This window comes from Cycloclasticus sp. P1 (genome assembly GCF_000299965.1).
In the GTDB taxonomy this organism is placed as follows: Bacteria; Pseudomonadota; Gammaproteobacteria; order Methylococcales; family Cycloclasticaceae; genus Cycloclasticus; species Cycloclasticus pugetii.
Window position 1 is genome coordinate 221,471 of record NC_018697.1, and the last position, 17,249, is coordinate 238,719.

The 17,249-nt window shown below is 44.0% G+C and carries 16 protein-coding genes; 9 read left to right on the forward strand and 7 right to left on the reverse strand.

Going from position 1 to position 17,249, the window contains the following annotated elements:
- Positions 1-18 precede the first annotated feature (18 nt).
- From Q91_RS01100 to Q91_RS01110, 3 genes are read left to right on the forward strand one after another with little or no spacing between them, the layout of a single operon-like run.
- Positions 19-1,605: a peptide chain release factor 3 gene (locus tag Q91_RS01100; protein ID WP_015005032.1), complete on the forward strand. Its 1,587-nt coding sequence runs from the start codon at positions 19-21 to the stop codon at positions 1,603-1,605.
- Between the two features lie 23 nt (positions 1,606-1,628).
- A complete protein-coding gene (locus Q91_RS01105; RefSeq protein WP_015005033.1) occupies positions 1,629-2,333 on the forward strand; it encodes an MBL fold metallo-hydrolase in 705 nt (234 codons plus the stop codon).
- Entirely contained in the window at positions 2,334-2,519 is a 186-nt protein-coding gene (locus tag Q91_RS01110; protein ID WP_015005034.1) for a (2Fe-2S)-binding protein, read from the forward strand.
- 4 nt (positions 2,520-2,523) lie between these two features.
- Here the strand turns inward: Q91_RS01110 and Q91_RS01115 are convergent, their stop codons facing one another.
- The 3 genes from Q91_RS01115 to Q91_RS01125 all read right to left on the reverse strand — a co-directional run bounded on the left by Q91_RS01115 (position 2,524) and on the right by Q91_RS01125 (position 5,945).
- Positions 2,524-3,180, reverse strand: coding sequence for a thiopurine S-methyltransferase (locus Q91_RS01115; protein WP_015005035.1), 657 nt, complete (start codon positions 3,178-3,180; stop codon positions 2,524-2,526).
- A 10-nt stretch (positions 3,181-3,190) separates the two neighbouring features.
- A complete protein-coding gene (locus tag Q91_RS01120; protein ID WP_015005036.1) occupies positions 3,191-4,903 on the reverse strand; it encodes a proline--tRNA ligase in 1,713 nt (570 codons plus the stop codon).
- Positions 4,904-4,994: 91 nt separating this feature from the next.
- On the reverse strand, positions 4,995-5,945 hold the full coding sequence (locus tag Q91_RS01125) for a sigma-54-dependent Fis family transcriptional regulator (RefSeq protein ID WP_015005037.1): 951 nt from the start codon (positions 5,943-5,945) through the stop codon (positions 4,995-4,997).
- A gap of 207 nt (positions 5,946-6,152) precedes the next feature.
- On the opposite strand from Q91_RS01125, the gene Q91_RS01130 reads away from it, so the two are divergent.
- Together Q91_RS01130 and Q91_RS01135 are read left to right on the forward strand one after the other, a co-directional pair.
- Positions 6,153-7,511: an OprO/OprP family phosphate-selective porin gene (locus Q91_RS01130; protein WP_015005038.1), complete on the forward strand. Its 1,359-nt coding sequence runs from the start codon at positions 6,153-6,155 to the stop codon at positions 7,509-7,511.
- Positions 7,512-7,582: 71 nt separating this feature from the next.
- Entirely contained in the window at positions 7,583-8,395 is an 813-nt protein-coding gene (locus tag Q91_RS01135; protein WP_015005039.1) for a substrate-binding domain-containing protein, read from the forward strand.
- Between the two features lie 68 nt (positions 8,396-8,463).
- Here the strand turns inward: Q91_RS01135 and Q91_RS01140 are convergent, their stop codons facing one another.
- Complete coding sequence (locus tag Q91_RS01140; RefSeq protein WP_015005040.1) at positions 8,464-9,369, reverse strand: bile acid:sodium symporter family protein; 906 nt, start codon at positions 9,367-9,369, stop codon at positions 8,464-8,466.
- 11 nt (positions 9,370-9,380) lie between these two features.
- On the reverse strand, positions 9,381-12,221 hold the full coding sequence (gene uvrA / locus Q91_RS01145) for an excinuclease ABC subunit UvrA (protein ID WP_015005041.1): 2,841 nt from the start codon (positions 12,219-12,221) through the stop codon (positions 9,381-9,383).
- Between the two features lie 68 nt (positions 12,222-12,289).
- On the opposite strand from uvrA, the gene Q91_RS01150 reads away from it, so the two are divergent.
- Together Q91_RS01150 and ssb are read left to right on the forward strand one after the other, a co-directional pair.
- On the forward strand, positions 12,290-13,687 hold the full coding sequence (locus Q91_RS01150) for an MFS transporter (protein ID WP_015005042.1): 1,398 nt from the start codon (positions 12,290-12,292) through the stop codon (positions 13,685-13,687).
- 50 nt (positions 13,688-13,737) lie between these two features.
- On the forward strand, positions 13,738-14,202 hold the full coding sequence (ssb, locus tag Q91_RS01155; protein WP_015005043.1) for a single-stranded DNA-binding protein: 465 nt from the start codon (positions 13,738-13,740) through the stop codon (positions 14,200-14,202).
- 191 nt (positions 14,203-14,393) lie between these two features.
- On the opposite strand, the gene Q91_RS01160 is transcribed toward ssb, so the two are convergent.
- Positions 14,394-15,197, reverse strand: a complete 804-nt coding sequence (locus Q91_RS01160) for an SDR family oxidoreductase (protein WP_015005044.1) — start codon at positions 15,195-15,197, stop codon at positions 14,394-14,396.
- Positions 15,198-15,577: 380 nt separating this feature from the next.
- Positions 15,578-15,994, reverse strand: a complete 417-nt coding sequence (locus Q91_RS01165; protein WP_015005045.1) for a hypothetical protein — start codon at positions 15,992-15,994, stop codon at positions 15,578-15,580.
- Between the two features lie 151 nt (positions 15,995-16,145).
- On the opposite strand from Q91_RS01165, the gene Q91_RS01170 reads away from it, so the two are divergent.
- Together Q91_RS01170 and Q91_RS01175 are read left to right on the forward strand one after the other, a co-directional pair.
- Entirely contained in the window at positions 16,146-16,634 is a 489-nt protein-coding gene (locus tag Q91_RS01170; RefSeq protein WP_015005046.1) for a hypothetical protein, read from the forward strand.
- Positions 16,627-17,232, forward strand: coding sequence for a hypothetical protein (locus tag Q91_RS01175; RefSeq protein WP_238538344.1), 606 nt, complete (start codon positions 16,627-16,629; stop codon positions 17,230-17,232). Before Q91_RS01170 ends, Q91_RS01175 begins: the two co-directional genes overlap by 8 nt.
- Positions 17,233-17,249: the final 17 nt, after the last annotated feature.

The window sequence follows — 17,249 nt, forward strand, 5'->3', positions numbered from 1 at the left end:
AATTAGGATTTTGAAGGTATGGGTGATAGTAATTTTGTCAATGAAATCAACAAGAGGCGAACGTTTGCCATTATCTCCCACCCCGATGCGGGTAAAACGACACTGACTGAAAAACTGTTGTTGTTCGGGGGTGCTATTCAGGTGGCAGGGTCAGTTAAAGGGCGAAAAGCTTCACGGCACGCAACATCTGACTGGATGGAAATGGAGCAAGAGCGGGGTATTTCGATTACTACCTCGGTGATGCAATTTGAACATAATGAAAAATTATTGAACCTGCTCGATACCCCTGGGCATGAGGATTTTTCTGAAGATACCTATCGAACATTAACAGCGGTTGATTCTGCGTTGATGGTTATTGATTGTGCGAAAGGGGTGGAAGCCAGAACCATTAAATTAATGGAAGTGTGTCGTTTGCGTGATACGCCCATTATTAGTTTTATTAATAAGTTGGACAGGGAAGGCAGGGATCCTTTAGAGCTTATTGATGAAGTTGAATCGGTGTTGAAAATTCAATGTGCGCCAATGACATGGCCAATAGGCATGGGTAAGCGCTTTAAAGGCGTTTACCATATCTATAAGGATGAGGTACATGTGTTTAGCCCAACGCATGGTGGTAAAATTGCCACTGGCGAAATATTTAAAGGGCTAGATAATCCTGGGCTCAAGGAGTTAATGGGCCATGAGTTTGAAGACTTTTTTGAGGAGTTAGAGCTTGTTCGAGAAGCCAGTACGCCTTTCGATATAGACGCTTATTTAGCGGGTAAACAAACGCCGGTATTTTTTGGCTCGGCGGTGAATAATTTTGGCGTGGGTGAATTGCTTGACGCGTTTGCAGAATATGCGCCAGCCCCTCAACCAAGACAAGCCGTTGAACGTGAAGTGCTGCCAGAAGAAGATAAGTTTTCCGGTTTTGTATTTAAGGTTCAAGCCAATATGGACCCAGCGCACCGGGATCGAATAGCCTTTATGCGTATTTGTTCCGGTGAGTATTCACAAGGTATGAAAATAAACCATGTGCGTATTAAGAAGAATATTCAGGTTGGTAATGCCATTACGTTTCAGGCGGATAGCCGGAAAAACGTAGAACAGGCTTTTGCCGGTGACATCATTGGGCTGCATAATCATGGCACCATTCAAGTGGGTGATACGTTTACACAAGGTGAGGCTTTAAAATTTGGTGGTATTCCTTATTTTGCCCCAGAGCTTTTTCGTAAAGCCGTTTTGAAAGACCCGCTACGTATGAAGGCTTTACAAAAAGGCCTGACGCAATTAACCGAAGAAGGTGCGACGCAGTTATTTAAACCGCTACGGAATAATGACTTAATTTTAGGTGCAGTGGGTGTGCTTCAGTTTGAAGTGACAGCGCAACGGCTTAAAAGTGAGTATAACGTAGAGTGTGTGTATGATAATGCACCTATTACAACGGCTCGTTGGGTGAGCTGTGATGACCCGAAAAAATTTGAAGAGTTTAAGAAGAAAGCGCACGATAGTTTGGCAGAAGATGGCGGTGGCTATTTGGTATATTTAGCGAAAAGCCGAGTTAACCTATCGTTAACACAAGAGCGCTGGCCAGAGATAACCTTTAGTGCGACACGCGAGCTGTAAAACATAAATGATAGGAGTGAGTGATGACTGAAAAAAACTATTCAATAGAAGCATTAGAACTAGGCCCTGCAGAAAACTTTATTTATCTGATTCACGATCACAAAACTAACCGAGCAGCGGTGGTAGATCCGGCTTGGGATGTGCCTAAGGTAATAGAGTTGGCTAAGCAAAAAGGAGTCGAGATTACCGATATCCTGCTAACCCATAGTCACCATGACCATATTAACGGTATTGGTGATGTGCTGGATAAGTACGATGCGCAGGTACATTTGTTAAAGCAAGAAGCTGACTTTTGGGGCGATCACCCGGCCTCGCCGAGCATTCATTATGGTGGTGATGAAATTATGTTGGGTGATAGTAGTATTAAAGTGTTGCATACGCCGGGGCATACGCCCGGTTCAGCGTGTTATCAAATAGGCGATGATTTGTTAACGGGCGATACGATGTTTGTTTTTGGTTGTGGACGTTGTGATTTCACAGGCGGCGACCCAGAAGTAATGTATAAAACCTTGAATAAAATTCGTACGGAATTACCAAGTTCTACGACGATTCTGCCGGGGCATAATTATGCGGTTAAAAAGACATCAACCATCGCAGAGCAAATAAAAGGTAACCCGTTTTTGCATCAGCATAGCCTGCAAGATTTTGTGCAATATCGAATGAATACGCCAAAACGCAAGAGCCCTTATGAGGCAGAGCCAGAATCGGGCTGTGGGCACGATCACTAAGTGGCGTATGAATTTAAAGATGATGATGTGATTTGCAGTTGCACGGGCGTCACCAAAAAGCACTTTTTAACAAGGATAAAGGCCGACAATATTGAGACACTTGAGCAGGCAAGGGAAAAAACACGCGTTAATGTTGCCTGCGGCATGTGTGTTTATATTGTGGAAAAACTGCTCGATGTAGACTAAAAGGTTATTTTTCTGTGAGCAAAAAAACGTGTTCAAGCATGCGCGATACGCCTTTGGCCTTGAAGCGTTTTGATTGCTCTAAAATATCCTCAGACGCTAAGCGCTGAATCTCATAACGCGCAGAGAAATGTTGCTGTACTTCTTCAGGTGTTACCGAAAAGGGAGGGCCGCTCATTTCATGTTGGGGGTAGTCAACAGTAACGAGTAGGCGCTGCGTTTTATTAGGTAAAAGTTCATTTAGTTTTTCGACATAGCGGGCGCGCATATCCGCTGGAAAAGCAATCAAGGACGCACGATCGTAAACAAGCTGGTAAGCAGCTACGTCGTCGGCTGTTAGTTCGAATAAATCGCCGCAAATAATGGTGAGATTTTCATAACGATACGTTAAAAAGCGATCACCCTGGGTAATACTAGGCGTGAGATTGTTTTCCTTGAAAAAGTCCTCCACGGCTTTTTTGCTTAACTCAATGCCCAATACTTTTTCGGCGTGTTCTGCTAACCAGATAAGGTCTTTGCTTTTGCCGCACAAAGGCACAAAAACAGCGGCGTTTGCTTTTGGTTTGAGTGCAGCAAAGTGCTCGATAAGATACGGGTTAACGTCATTTAAGTGAAAACCAATTTCACTTTTTGCCCAACGTTCATGCCAAAAGTTAGTGTCCATAATGTTTAGTTTATTGTTGAGTGACCGTTTTTAGGTGCGCGATAATTTGATCTAAGGGTATGTCTTGGTTGTCGCTGTCTGTTCTAGCACGATATTCAACCATGCCATTGTCTAAGCCTTTATCGCCCAGCACGATACGGTGAGGAATGCCAATAAGCTCCATATCTGAGAACATAAAGCCGGGGCGTACTTTTCTATCATCAAATAAAACATCAAACCCAGCTTCTTTTAGCTCTAGGTATAGTTTTTCAGCCGCTGCTTTTAGGCGTTCAGACTTATGCATATTCATCGGTAATAAAGCAACTTGGAAAGGGGCTAATGCAGCGGGCCAAATAATACCTTTATTATCATGGTTTTGTTCAATAGCGGCAGCAATGACGCGGGTAATGCCAATACCATAACACCCCATCGTCATCACTTGGTTTTTGCCGTTTTCGTTTAGCACAGAAGCATTCATCGCTTCGCTGTATTTAGTGCCTAATTGAAAAATATGCCCAACCTCAATGCCGCGTGCAATAGTCAAAGTACCTTGTCCATCAGGGCTAGCATCTCCTTCGGCGACTTGACGAATATCTTCAATACGAGCGGGTTCTGCTAAATCGCGGCCCCAGTTTACCCCTGTGTAGTGCATGTCATTTTCGTTAGCGCCACAAATGAAATTTGCCATAGTCGCTGCGCTACGATCAACAATCATAGGGACGTCTAAATCAATGGGGCCGATATAGCCTGCATCACAGCCAGCAGCTTGTGAAATCTCAGCATCGCTAGCCATCGTTAGGGGAGAAGCTACGCCGTCTAACTTTTCGGCTTTAATATCATTCAGTGAGTGGTGGCCGCATAATAAAAGCGCCACAACAGTATCGTCATCTCCTTTTACCAGTAAGCTTTTTAAGCACTGCGCGCTGCTCACGTTTAAGAAGCTGCTGATTTCTTCAATGCTGCGTTGGCCTGGGGTAGGTACTTTTTCTAACTGTTCAGTGGCCTCGGCGCGCGGCTCTGTGGGTGCTAATGCCTCGGCTTTTTCTACATTAGCGGCGTATTGGCTTTCAGTAGAAAAGGCAATCGCGTCTTCGCCAGAATCAGCCAGTACGTGAAATTCATGCGAGGCGTTACCACCAATAGAGCCGGTGTCTGCCAATACAGGGCGGAAATTTAGGCCAAGGCGTGTAAAAATATTATGGTAGGCCTGAAACATGCGGTCATAGGTTTCTTGCAAAGACTCGTCGTCCATATGAAACGAGTAGGCATCTTTCATAATAAATTCGCGTGAACGCATAATGCCAAAACGAGGCCGAATCTCATCACGGAATTTAGTTTGTATTTGGTAGTAATTAACCGGTAATTGCTTGTAACTCTTTATTTCGTTACGGGCCAGTTCGGTAATAATTTCTTCATGTGTTGGGCCTAAGCAAAACTCACGGCCATGTCGGTCATTTAAGCGAGCTAGTTCAGGGCCGTATTGTTCCCAACGCCCCGATTCTTGCCAAAGTTCAGACGGCTGTACAACCGGCATTAAGACTTCTAACGCACCAGCATTGTTCATTTCTTCGCGAACAATATGCTGTGCTTTTTGCAGAATGCGAACACCAAGGGGGAGCCAATTGTATAAACCAGCTGCTAGCTTGCGAACAAGCCCCGCGCGAATCATTAATTGATGACTGACGATTTCGGCATCTGAAGGGGTTTCTTTAACGGTATTGAGTGGGAATTGGCTAGTACGCATAGTTATTTTCTTCGGTTAATGAGGTTCACATGAAGCGAGACATTTTACGCTGAAAAAGGACCACTACCTAGTGGCGATAGAAAAGATATTGTTAGGCAGCTTTTTGATCCCAGCGTTTAAGTTTTCTATCAAGCGTGCGGCGAGAGATGCCCAGGCTTTTTGCGGCTTGAGATTTGTTGCCTTTACTCTCATTAATGACTTTAAGAATATGCTCTTTTTCAAGTGATTTTAAGCAGTACTTGTTTGTAGTCGCTGAGTCAGTGTCAGCCACCGGTAATGTTTCATGTAATGGGATGCTTAGCAGTAACGAGCGTTCAATATGGTTGCGTAGTTCACGAATATTACCGGGCCAGTCATAAGCTTGTAAGGCATTGATTGACTCAGTTGAAATGTGAGGGCTGGTTAATTCGTGTTCCTCACACAATTGGCAAACAAAGGTGCTAGTGAGCGCTTCAATATCATCTGGGCGGTCACGCAGTGGCGGTGCAGTAAAAGGAACGACACTTAAACGGTAATATAAGTCAGCCCTAAATAAGCCTTGCTTAACCAGGTCTTTAAGGCGTTTATTTGTGGCGGCAACGATACGGACAGAGGTGTCATATTCTTTGTCGGAGCCAACGGGGCGAATGGTTTTTTCTTCTAAAAGGTGTAAAAGCTTGGGTTGCGAATCTAGCGGCAGCTCGCCAATTTCATCTAAAAATAATGTGCCATTTTGTGCAGTGGCGACTAGCCCTTTTCGTGCGTCTTTGGCACCTGTAAAGGCGCCTTTTGCGTGACCAAATAGTTCGGTTTCTAATAAGTGTTGACTAAAGGTTGCGCAGTTAATAGATACAAAGGGACCTTTGCGTTGGCTAAGGTCATGAATTTTTCTAGCTAATAGGCTTTTACCAGTACCCGTTTCGCCGTCCAATAAAATAGGTGTGTTTTTAGTGGCGACACGATCAATGTCGTCCAACAGTTTAACGACAAGTGGGTTATTACCAAAAAATGAGTGGCGGTCACGAATGGCTTTACGAAGTGCCGATGATTTGTGGGTAGTCATAGAAAATAGCGTCGTGAGACATTCTGTCAAAAGTCTCTTTATATTGAGACAAAGTGTCGCATAAGTCTAGTGCGTTGTTATGCTTGTTTCAGTGATAATTTTTAAAGTTATTTATTAATCAATGAGTTGATGGTATGCCAAACCCGCTGGCATTAGTTTTGCTGTATGCCAGCGGGTATTTTGATAATCAATAATAAGGAAAAATCAATGAAAATAAATAAATTAGCGTTAGCTGCCGCTGTTTTTATGGGGGGCTCGGTATCGGCTCATGCAGGCTCTGAACTGACAACGCTACTTATGTTGCTGCATGAAAATGGCACGATATCAGATGCGCAATACCAACGCGTATTAGCTGAGGCAAAAGCAACAGAGCAAAAAACGATCGCGCAAACTGAAGACATTCAAGAAAGGCTCGATAAGGCAACCAATGTTGAAGTAAATGTTAATAAAGGTGGCTTGGCTGTTAAATCTCGTGATGGTAACTTCACCACGCAAATTGGTGGCCGCATGCAGTTAGATTCTGCCTGGTATGGAGAAGATGATTCGGCAGCGGGTAGCACGCTGGGCGATGGTACAAAAGTACGTCGAGCAAGGTTATATATTAAAGGCACGGTAAATAAAGATTGGTTCTATAAGTTTGAGTATGACTTTGCGGGTACAGGTGATACACGAAAAGGGATTACGGATATTTGGGTTGGTTACAATGGGTTTGACTTTGAAGGGCTAAGCGTTAAGGCCGGCCATTTTAGAGACCCATTTATGTTGCAAGATCAAATCAGCGACAATAATACGCAGTTTACCGAAAGAGCTTCAATTGATGCCTTTACGGCGAGTAGACATATTGGCGTTATGGGTAGCATTGATCGTAAACATTGGACAACAGCGCTCGGTGTGTTTGGTGATAAAGCCAATACAAATGGTGGCTCAGACGATGAGGGATGGGGGTTAGGCGGGCGCTCTACGTGGATGCCAGTTAATGAAAAAGGCTCGTTGGTTCATTTAGGTTTGGCCGCAAATTACCGCAGCACACGAGGAGGCGAGGTTCAGTTCAAACAACAGCCTGAAACTAACATCTCAGGAGTGGACTTTGTGGATACAGGTAAGTTGCTAGATGTAGATAGCTATCTAACATTAGGTGCCGAAGTAGCTCTTGTTAAAAATAGGTTTTCTGGCCAAGCCGAATATATTCGTACTCAGCTTGAACGCGATACAACTAGTGACCTAACATTTGATGGCTGGTATGCACAAACAGGCTGGTTCCTTACACAAGATACACGCCCATATACGCATAAAGGTGCAAAATTCAAAGCAGTTAAGCCTAATAGCCCGTTTGGTAATGGTGGTATAGGTGCATGGGAGTTAGCGTTACGATATAGCACCATTGATTTAATGGATGGCGCTATAAACGGTGGTGAAATGGACAACGTGACTTTGGGCCTTAATTGGTTCCCAGTAGCGGGCTTACGTTTTTCTGCTAACTATATTAAAGTGCTAGAGGTAGAAGGTGGGGCGCACGATAATGAAGAAGCAGATATTATGCAGCTTCGTGGCCAATGGGCGTTTTAACGCGGTAGGCCATCAAAGGGGCGCATTTGTCGCCCCTTGTTTTTTATAACGGGATAAGTAACGGGTAAATAATGAAAAAAATTGTAAAAATACTTTGGCTGATGGGTGTTGGCGCGCTGATGATGTTTGCGTCAAACAGTTCGGCATTGGATGTTCTTAGAATGTCGACCACAACCAGCACAGAAAACTCGGGGCTTTTAGCGGTGCTAAACCCTGTCTTTGAAACCCAGCACAATGTTAAGCTTGAAGTGATTGCTGTAGGCACTGGTAAAGCATTGGCAATGGGGGCGCAAGGTGATGTTGATGTTGTGTTTGCTCATGCACCAGCGGCAGAATTGAACTACGTCAAGTCGGGTGATTTCATTGATCGCTCGGCGGTCATGCATAATGACTTTGTTATAGTAGGCCCGACCAGTGACCCTGCAAATATAGCAGCCTCTAAAACAATTGAAGAGGCCTTGCGTAGTATTGCTGAAATAGAAGCTAGCTTTATTTCCAGAGGTGATGACTCGGGCACACATAAGAAAGAAAAACTGTTGTGGAAGAAAGCCGGTGTTGCGCCCAGTGGGGACTGGTATGTCGATGTCGGCCAAGGCATGGGCGCGGTGCTTAATATAGCGAATGAAAAACTAGCTTACGCTTTAACAGACCGGGGTACGCAAATTGCTTTTGCCGATAAGATCTCCCTCAAGGTGTTGTTTGAAGGCGATGTTAATTTATTCAACCCATACCATGTGATGGCGGTTAATCCAAAAAAACACCCGGGCTCAAGGTATGACTTAGCGATTAAATATATTCAGTTTGTTACGAGTAAAAGAGGCCAAGAGATTATTGCAGATTTTCGTAAAGGTGGGCAGCAGCTATTTTATCCAGATGCTGAGTAAGTAACGACGACCATTAAAATCTCGATAAACGCCCTTTATAAAAATAGAGGGCGTTTTTTTATGCCTGATTACTTAGCGCGAGACCAATAAGAGGCAAGTAGGGATCCAGTTAAATTATGCCATAAGGAAAACAGCGCGCCGGGCAGTGCCGCAAGCGGAGCAAAGTATTTAACTGCCAGCGCCGCTGCAAGACCGGAGTTTTGCATACCAACTTCAATGGCTAGGGTTTTGCAGGTTTGTCGATCCATACCAAGTGCTCGGGGTAGCCAGTAGCCGGTGAAGAGGCCCAGTACGTTATGCAGAGCAACAGCGCCCACTAATAACAGCCCAATAGAGCCTAAACGAGGTTGGTTGAGTGCAACGATAATGGCGATAATAAGCACGATAGCAAAAACAGATATCAATGGGAAAACCTGCTTGGTTGAGCTTAAAAAACGACCAAAAAGTTGGTTGACTATGATGCCAGCTGTGACCGGTAAAATAATAATCTTTACAATATCCATAAGCATTTTCATGGCCGGTACATCAACCTGTTTACCAAGGTAGAGCAGGCTTAAGGCAGGCATTGCAATCACCGCCAGTAGGGTTGAAAAAGTGGTGATCGTGATCGATAGGGCAACATTTCCTTTTGCTAAGTAACAAATAACATTGGAGGCGGTGCCGCCTGGGCTTGCGCCGACCAGTATCATGCCGCTGGCAAGCGCTAAGGGTAATTGCAACCAAGTGGATATACCCCAAGCAAAAAAAGGCATGCAGAGAAACTGCAATAATAAGCCGAAGATAATAGGCTTAGGCGATTTAAGAATACGTAAAAAATCATGTGCTCTTAAGCTAATACCCATGCCAAACATTACCAAACCTAATAAGAAAAAGAGACTAGGTTTAAGGGGTATAAATAAGCTAGGGATTGCGTAGGCGACAATTGATAAAAGTATTGCCCAAACGGGGAAAAGCTTAGTGGCTTTGTTAATCAAGGTAATTCCTTCTAAGCCGATAGGCTATCGTTAGTCTTGTTTAGGAAATCTTTTAGGTAGTACCCTGTATGAGACTCATTACATTGAGTGACCGCTTCAGGTGTGCCTTGTGCAATCACTTGTCCGCCACCATCTCCCCCTTCAGGGCCGATATCAATGATCCAATCGGCTGTTTTTATAACATCTAGATTGTGTTCGATAACCACAAGGGTATTGCCGTGATCACGAAGCGTATGCAAAACGCTAAGTAACTGCTGTATATCAGCAAAGTGCAAACCGGTAGTCGGTTCGTCAAGAATGTAGAGAGTTTTTCCGGTATCACGTTTTGATAGTTCACGTGATAGTTTGACGCGTTGAGCCTCACCACCCGATAAAGTGACAGCGTTTTGCCCCAAGGTAATATAGCCAAGCCCGACATCCATCAACGTGCGGAGTTTTTTTGATACAACTGGAATCGCATCAAAAAAGCCACAAGCATCTTCCACCGTCATTGATAGCACCTCATGGATTGTTTTACCCTTGTAGCGTATTTCAAGCGTTTCTCGACCGTATCGCTGACCTTTACAGCTCTCACAATTGACGTAAACATCCGCAAGAAAGTGCATTTCTACTTTAATAACGCCATCGCCTTTGCAGGTCTCGCAGCGCCCACCTTTTACGTTAAAGCTAAATCGTCCAGGCGTATAGCCGCGTGACCGCGCCTCTGGGGTTGCTGCAAACAGTTCACGAATGGGGGTGAAGAGCCCAGTGTAGGTAGCCGGGTTTGAACGTGGTGTTCGCCCTATAGGGCTTTGATCGATATCAACGACCTTATCAATATGTTCTAGGCCATCAACACCGTCATTAGCGGCGATAGGTAAGGATGATTTATTCAGTACTTTTGCAACCGTTGGGTACAAGGTTTCGTTAATAAGCGTTGATTTACCCGAACCAGATACGCCAGTAACACAGGTAAATAAACCGATGGGAATATCAACACTGATGTTTTTTAGGTTATTAGCGCGTGCATTATTAATGCGCAGTGTTTTACTGGCATCCACGGGGTGACGTTGTTGGGGCACAGCGATATATTGCGCGCCTGATAAATATTGCCCGGTGATGGAAAGAGGGTCGTTGATGATTTCCTCAGGCGTGCCTTGAGCGATAACGTTACCACCATGAATACCTGCTTTAGGACCAATATCAACCACATGATCAGCTGCCAAAACGGCGTCTTCATCATGTTCAACTACAATCACGGTATTGCCTATATCACGCAAGTGAAATAGGGTGTTAATGAGACGTTGATTATCACGCTGGTGCAAACCAATGGATGGTTCGTCTAATACATACATAACGCCAACAAGCCCAGCACCAATTTGACTGGCTAGGCGTATTCGTTGGGCTTCACCACCCGATAAGGTGTCTGCGCTTCGGTCTAATGATAAGTAATCTAAACCGACATTAATTAAGAAATCGAGACGCGCCTTAATTTCTTTGACGATTTTTTTAGCAATTTCGCCACGGTGTCCAGCCAATTCTAAAGAGGAAAATAAGGCGCTAGATTGGCGAATAGACAGGTTTGTGATTGATGGTAAAGTGTGGGTGTCTACAAAAACATGGCGAGCGGCTTTATTTAAACGTTGGCCCTGACAGTCTGGGCAAGCCTTGCTTGATAAGTATTTGGCCAGTTCATCGCGTACGGTGTTTGAATCGGTTTCACGATAGCGTCGCTCCATACTATGAATGACCCCTTCGAAAGGGTGTGTGCGTTTAATGGATTCGCCTCGGCTGTTCAACGTTGTAAAGTTGATAGGCTCATCGCCACTGCCAAATAAAATGGCATGTTGGGTTTCTTCTGGGTATGAATTAAAGGGCTCTTCTGGATCAAATTGGTAATGCTTGGCTAGCGACATAACCATTTGATAGTAATACATATTGCGCTTGTCCCAGCCACGGATGGCGCCACCGGCAAGGCTAATATGAGGGCTATGTAACACTTGTTGAGCATCAATATATTGCGTAATACCTAAACCATCACAGCTTGAACAAGCCCCCTTTGGACTGTTAAAGGAAAAAGAGCGAGGCTCTAATTCACTAATGCTGTAGCCACAAGTTGGGCAGGCAAAACGCGATGAAAATAAAATTTCTTCATCGTCATCCATGCTGCTGATGACGGCGATACCTTCGGTGAGCTTTAACGCCGTTTCAAAAGATTCTGCCAATCTAACGGACAAATCATCGCGAATTTTAAAGCGGTCAATGATGACCTCAATGGTGTGCTTTTTCTTAAGCTCTAAAGGTGGGGCATCGTCTAATTCAACAATTTCACCATCAATTCTTGCGCGAATAAAACCTTGGTTACGTAGATCATTTAAGGTATTAAAGTGCTCACCCTTACGTTCCTGTACCACCGGTGCTAATAGCATCCAGCGTTTTTCTGGGTCTAAGGCGAGTACAGCATCGACCATTTGCGTGGTGGTTTGCGCTTCTAGTGATGTACCGTGATCGGGACATTGTGGAATACCTGTTCTAGCGAACAATAAGCGCAGGTAATCGTAAATTTCTGTAATGGTGCCGACTGTTGAACGTGGGTTGTGGGAGGTAGATTTTTGTTCAATAGAAATAGCTGGCGATAAGCCTTCAATATGGTCGACATCAGGTTTTTCCATTACCGATAAAAATTGTCGAGCATAAGCGGATAGCGATTCGACGTAACGACGTTGTCCCTCTGCATAAATCGTGTCAAAGGCTAAAGAAGACTTGCCAGAACCAGATAAACCTGTAATAACAATCAGCTTGTCTCGGGGCAGGTCGAGATCAATATCTTTTAAGTTGTGGGTTCTTGCGCCACGAATTTGAATGGTGTCCATTTACGTATCTAATTAAATTACCAAACCTGTTAATATACCCGTCTTTTTAAAGGCTAGGCAAAGTAATTATGGCTGATTCTTCAAGCCAACCATCAGTAATGAGTGAACAAGAGAAAAGAGCAAGCTTAGGATTGGCGGGCATTTTTTCAATGCGCATGCTCGGCTTGTTTATGATTTTACCTGTAATGTCCCTGTATACCGAGCACCTTAATGGAATAACACCGGTGCTATTGGGCTTGTCGATTAGTATTTATGGTTTAACGCAGGCGTTATTGCAAATTCCATTTGGCTTGATGTCTGACCGCTTTGGGCGTAAAAAAATTATTACGATTGGCTTATTACTGTTTGTAGCTGGTAGCGTTGTCGCTGCCTTATCAACAACGATATACGGCATTATTCTTGGCCGGGCTTTGCAGGGAAGTGGCGCTGTTGCTGCGGCAATTATGGCGTTGGCGGCCGATTTAACGTTGGAGCAAAATCGGACAAAAATAATGGCAACGATAGGCATCAGCATTGGTATCTCATTTGGTATTGCGATGGTACTGGGGCCATTGTTAGCATCGGTTGTTGGCTTGCAGGGTATTTTCTGGTTTACAGCGATTTTGGCCACGGTGGGTATATTTATCCTGCATAACGTTGTGCCAGACGCGAAAAAATTATCGGTGCATAAAGATGCAGAGCCTATTCCTGCTTTGATGGGTAAGGTGTTAAAAGATACGCAGCTATTACGTCTTGATTTTGGTATTTTTTGCTTACATTTAGTGATGACCGCTATGTTTGTTGTGCTTCCACTGGTTTTACGAGGGAAGCTGGGCATCGCTGCGGATCACCACTGGATGGTTTACTTGCCTGTGTTGGGGTTATCGGTAGTGGCAATGCTACCCTTTATTATCCTCGCAGAAAAAAAGCGTAAGATGAAAGTCGTTTTCGTTAGCGCTGTAGCGGCCTTGTCATTGGCTAGCCTCGGGTTGTATTTGTTCAGTGGTCATCTTTGGGGCATGCTGGGTTCTTTATTTGTATTTTTTACAGCATTTAATTTGTTAGAGGCGAGTTTGCCGTCATTGATTTCTAAAATAGCGTTTGCTGGCGGAAAAGGAACCGCGATGGGCGTTTATTCCAGCTCGCAATTTTTTGGCGCTTTTTGTGGTGGTTTAATGGGCGGGCTAGTATGGAATAATTATGGTTTAGCCTCCGTGTTTTTAGCCTGTGGCGGTATTTTATTTATTTGGTTTATAGTGGCGCTAAGCATGAAGGCCCCACGTCATATGAGTAGTTTGTTGAAACACGTGGAGATCGAAACGAGCGAGCAGGCACGGCAAATAACTGATAAGCTATTAGCGGTAAAAGGGGTGCTAGATGTTGGTATTTCAGTTGATGATTCAACGGCTTATTTAAAGGTCGATAATGAATTATTAGATGAGCTGGCACTAGAAGCAATCATCCCAACTAATCAAGCAACAGGCTGAGATTAAACTTTAAACCCGCCCCATTGAGGGCAAGAATAACGGAGCACAACATGGCAAGCAGAGGCGTAAATAAAGTAATTTTGGTGGGTAACTTGGGTAAAGACCCTGAGATTCGTTATATGCCGAGTGGTGGTGCGGTAGCCAATGTTACCGTGGCAACATCAGAATCATGGAAAGATAAAAATACAGGTGAACAAAAAGAACAAACAGAGTGGCATAGAGTAGTGTTTTTTAATCGTTTAGCTGAGGTGGTTGGTGAGTACCTTAAGAAGGGCTCAAAAATTTATGTAGAAGGTGCTTTGCAAACACGTAAATGGCAAGATCAAAGCGGACAAGACCGTTACACTACAGAAATTAAAGCCAGCACAATGCAAATGTTGGACAGCCGAGGCGGTGGTTCGGCTGAATTTTCGCCAGCAGGTGCAGCGCCGGCCTCGAAACCGAGTAATTTTGCATCAGCACCGGCACAACCTACAGCACCGATGGATGATTTTGATGATGACATTCCATTTTAGAGACCATCGAAGACTGCTTTGTACATAATAAATAAAAAAGCCCATAGTTAATGGGCTTTTTTATTGGCTGTTGTAAACAGCGGATTCGTTACTACAACATATACAATGGTTTTATGTTGTAGGTTTGAGCCTTGTCTGTTGTTACCGCGCTTTAGGTGAAAAATACCTAAAGCTAAGGGGAGCTGGAAAACTTAGCCCTTGTCGTTATCCGCTTGGGGTAAACAATCCATAATGGCTTGATGTTGCCCAGCAAGTGCCTTATCAATTAATCCAGGGAATAACCCATTCAAGCGGCCAAATAAGCGTTCTTGCCAACCCACAAAATGCCTAGCCTTACTGCTTTGTAGAAAGTCGGCAAACTCTGTTGCTACTTTTTCAGGTGTATCTATATTTGCCTTGATAGCCACATTAAGCGCTTGGGTGTTCTCGTCGTTGAACGGTGTATCAGTTCCGCGTGGTGCGAAATAGCGCACATCAACCGTGCCACCGTGAAGTTCTCGTCGGAGGGCTTCGGTAAAACCTTTTAGGCCGTATTTGCTGGCGCTGTATACAGTAAAGCCTGCAAAGGCCAAACTAGCAAAAGCAGAGCCGATATTAACAATTTGCGCAGACGGTTTAGCTTTTAATAACGGCAATAGCTGCTGTGTTAATAAAATAGTGCTGGTTAAGTTAATATGAATAACAGAAGAAATTTTTTCTTCGCTCATGGTTTCAAAGCCTGTAAATGCACTGATACCAGCATTATTAATCAGTATGTCAATACCACCTGCTCGTTGCTCACAATGTTCTTTAATGGCCTGTCGGCCTTCAGAAGATGAAATGTCAGCCGCCAAGACATCGTGTTGGCCTGATAGATTTTGTTTGACGGTTTCAAGCTTATCTTGATTTCGGCCTACTAAAATAAGTTGTGCGCCTAATTCGGATAATTCTTTGGCGATTGCTGCACCAATACCACTGCCAGCACCGGTTAATAAAATGACTTTATTGTTGTACACTTAGTTCTCCTTTTGTTCGGTTTTTAACGCAACGAAAAGATAATAAAAATTATTACGCCGTTAAGTAAGTATACCTTGATTTTTAAGGTGTGGTTGAACTGAGCAAGTCAAAATAGATAGACTTTGGAAGTAAGATGTCTGAGTGTTTTAAGTTGCTTTGTGCTATTTTGGAAATTAGCAATTATCGTGTGATAGAGGCGTTTTGCCGCTGATGCCAAAAACTCAGTAAGCGTAGACAGGGGGAAGTGTTAATTAAAAAGTGGAGTATTTGCTTGTTGTCTTTTATTTTCATAACAATAAAAAAGCCCCTATTAAGGGGCTTTTTTAATTAGCTAGGCCGTTATTAAGCCAGCTAATTTAGCTTTTCCAAGAAGGTTTGCTTATTCTTCAGCTGCGGCATCCGTCTTAGTTGCTTCATTTGCTTGAGACATTGCATCATTTGCCATTTCTTTAGCAGCGTCTACAGCATCAGTTGTTGTTTCTTTAACAGCATCAAGCATATCAGCGCCTGCTTCCTTCGTTGCATCCATTGCGTTTTCGGCACCTTCAGTTACATCAGTAGCTACTTCTTTTGCACTTTCCATTGCGCTAGATGTGGTCTCTTTAGTTGCATCAATGGCTGAGCCAGCGGCCTCTGATGTAGCATCTGCCGCATCTTTTGCCATATCACCTGCAGACTCAACGGCACTACTAGCGGCATCTTTTGCGCTGGAGGCGGCTTTTTCGGCTTCTTCACAACCGGTTAAGAATAAAAGGCTTGAAATCAGTGCGGCGATCAGTAAAGTTGAGTGTTTCATTGTTGTTCCTTCAGTTTGTTGAGGTAGTTAATGTCGTTCGACTAGATTATATAGTAACCAGTCAGTCATAATAAAGCTAGCAAGTGAGACAAACAGAGCGAAAAGCTTGTGTTTAAGAGCAGCAATAATTTAAAGGCGTTGAGTAAAGTATATGAATAAGAAACAGCCAGAGTGGCTAAGTCCAGAAGAGTATCAAATGATTGTCGGCCCCTCATTGAAGGTGGCGGCAGAGTTGGCAGCTAGTAGAGGCGATCCAACGCTTTTTAAAGATTTACCTTGTATGCTGGGTTTAATGCATTTGGTCAACCAGTTAAAAAATTACTATATAGATGAATGGGCTGTGTTGAGCGGGGTGTCGAGTGAAACGTCCTTGCAAAAGGCCCCAGAAGCTGCTTGTATGATGGTGTTAACAGAAGGCAATGTTGCAAAGGCTGAATTGAATATGATGATCAGCTCGCTTAATAGGGCGTACCAACAAGTGCTAGATGCGCAAATAATGGAGCAGGCAGATATGGATATAAAGCGGGCTTGGGAAGCGATAAAAACCAGTCAGCATGAGCAGTTTTTGGCCTTATTGGAACAAGCAGCAAAGAAATTTGTTATCGCACTAGATAGCTGGGAAAAAGTGAGGCGTGGTTAAACCGTTCTTAATGCTACTGCTGCCACTGGTACTGTTTGGTTGTGCCTCTACACCACCTAAGAACCAAGCAAACCTGTGTGCTATTTTCTATGAAAAAGATGATTGGTACCCGGCAACCTTAGCGGCACAAAAAAAATGGGGCACACCAATAGCTGTGCAAATGGCGATTATTCATCAAGAGTCTCGCTTTCAATCGAATGTTAAGCCTCCAAGAGATTGGTTTTTGGGTGTTGTTCCTTTACCTCGTTCATCCAGTGCGTATGGTTATGGTCAGGCGCAGGATTCAACTTGGGAGTGGTATATGAAGTCGACAGATAGTTACGGTGCAGACCGTGACGACTTTGCCGATGTCGCCGATTTTATTGGCTGGTACACCAATGTGTCGCAACGAAAGTTGGGGATATCAAAATGGGATGCCGAAAAACAATATCTTGCTTACCATGAAGGCCACGGCGGATACAGTCGTGGCACATATTTAGCAAAGGGGTGGTTGCGACGTGTTGCGAAAAAAGTGGGTGCTCAGGCGAAACGTTATTCAGTACAGTTAAAAGGCTGTGAGTCGACATTAGATTCTGGTTGGTCAATATGGCCGTTTTAAACATATCGAAAAGCCAA

Coding starts and splice junctions, on each gene's coding strand:
- Q91_RS01135 (WP_015005039.1), top strand. CDS start 7,583: ATGAAAAAAATTGTAAAAATACTTTGGCTGATGGGTGTTGGCGCGCTG.
- Q91_RS01115 (WP_015005035.1), bottom strand. CDS start 3,180: ATGGACACTAACTTTTGGCATGAACGTTGGGCAAAAAGTGAAATTGGT.
- Q91_RS01130 (WP_015005038.1), top strand. CDS start 6,153: ATGAAAATAAATAAATTAGCGTTAGCTGCCGCTGTTTTTATGGGGGGC.
- uvrA (WP_015005041.1), bottom strand. CDS start 12,221: ATGGACACCATTCAAATTCGTGGCGCAAGAACCCACAACTTAAAAGAT.
- Q91_RS01165 (WP_015005045.1), bottom strand. CDS start 15,994: ATGAAACACTCAACTTTACTGATCGCCGCACTGATTTCAAGCCTTTTA.
- Q91_RS01125 (WP_015005037.1), bottom strand. CDS start 5,945: ATGACTACCCACAAATCATCGGCACTTCGTAAAGCCATTCGTGACCGC.
- Q91_RS01170 (WP_015005046.1), top strand. CDS start 16,146: ATGAATAAGAAACAGCCAGAGTGGCTAAGTCCAGAAGAGTATCAAATG.
- ssb (WP_015005043.1), top strand. CDS start 13,738: ATGGCAAGCAGAGGCGTAAATAAAGTAATTTTGGTGGGTAACTTGGGT.
- Q91_RS01120 (WP_015005036.1), bottom strand. CDS start 4,903: ATGCGTACTAGCCAATTCCCACTCAATACCGTTAAAGAAACCCCTTCA.
- Q91_RS01105 (WP_015005033.1), top strand. CDS start 1,629: ATGACTGAAAAAAACTATTCAATAGAAGCATTAGAACTAGGCCCTGCA.
- Q91_RS01100 (WP_015005032.1), top strand. CDS start 19: ATGGGTGATAGTAATTTTGTCAATGAAATCAACAAGAGGCGAACGTTT.
- Q91_RS01150 (WP_015005042.1), top strand. CDS start 12,290: ATGGCTGATTCTTCAAGCCAACCATCAGTAATGAGTGAACAAGAGAAA.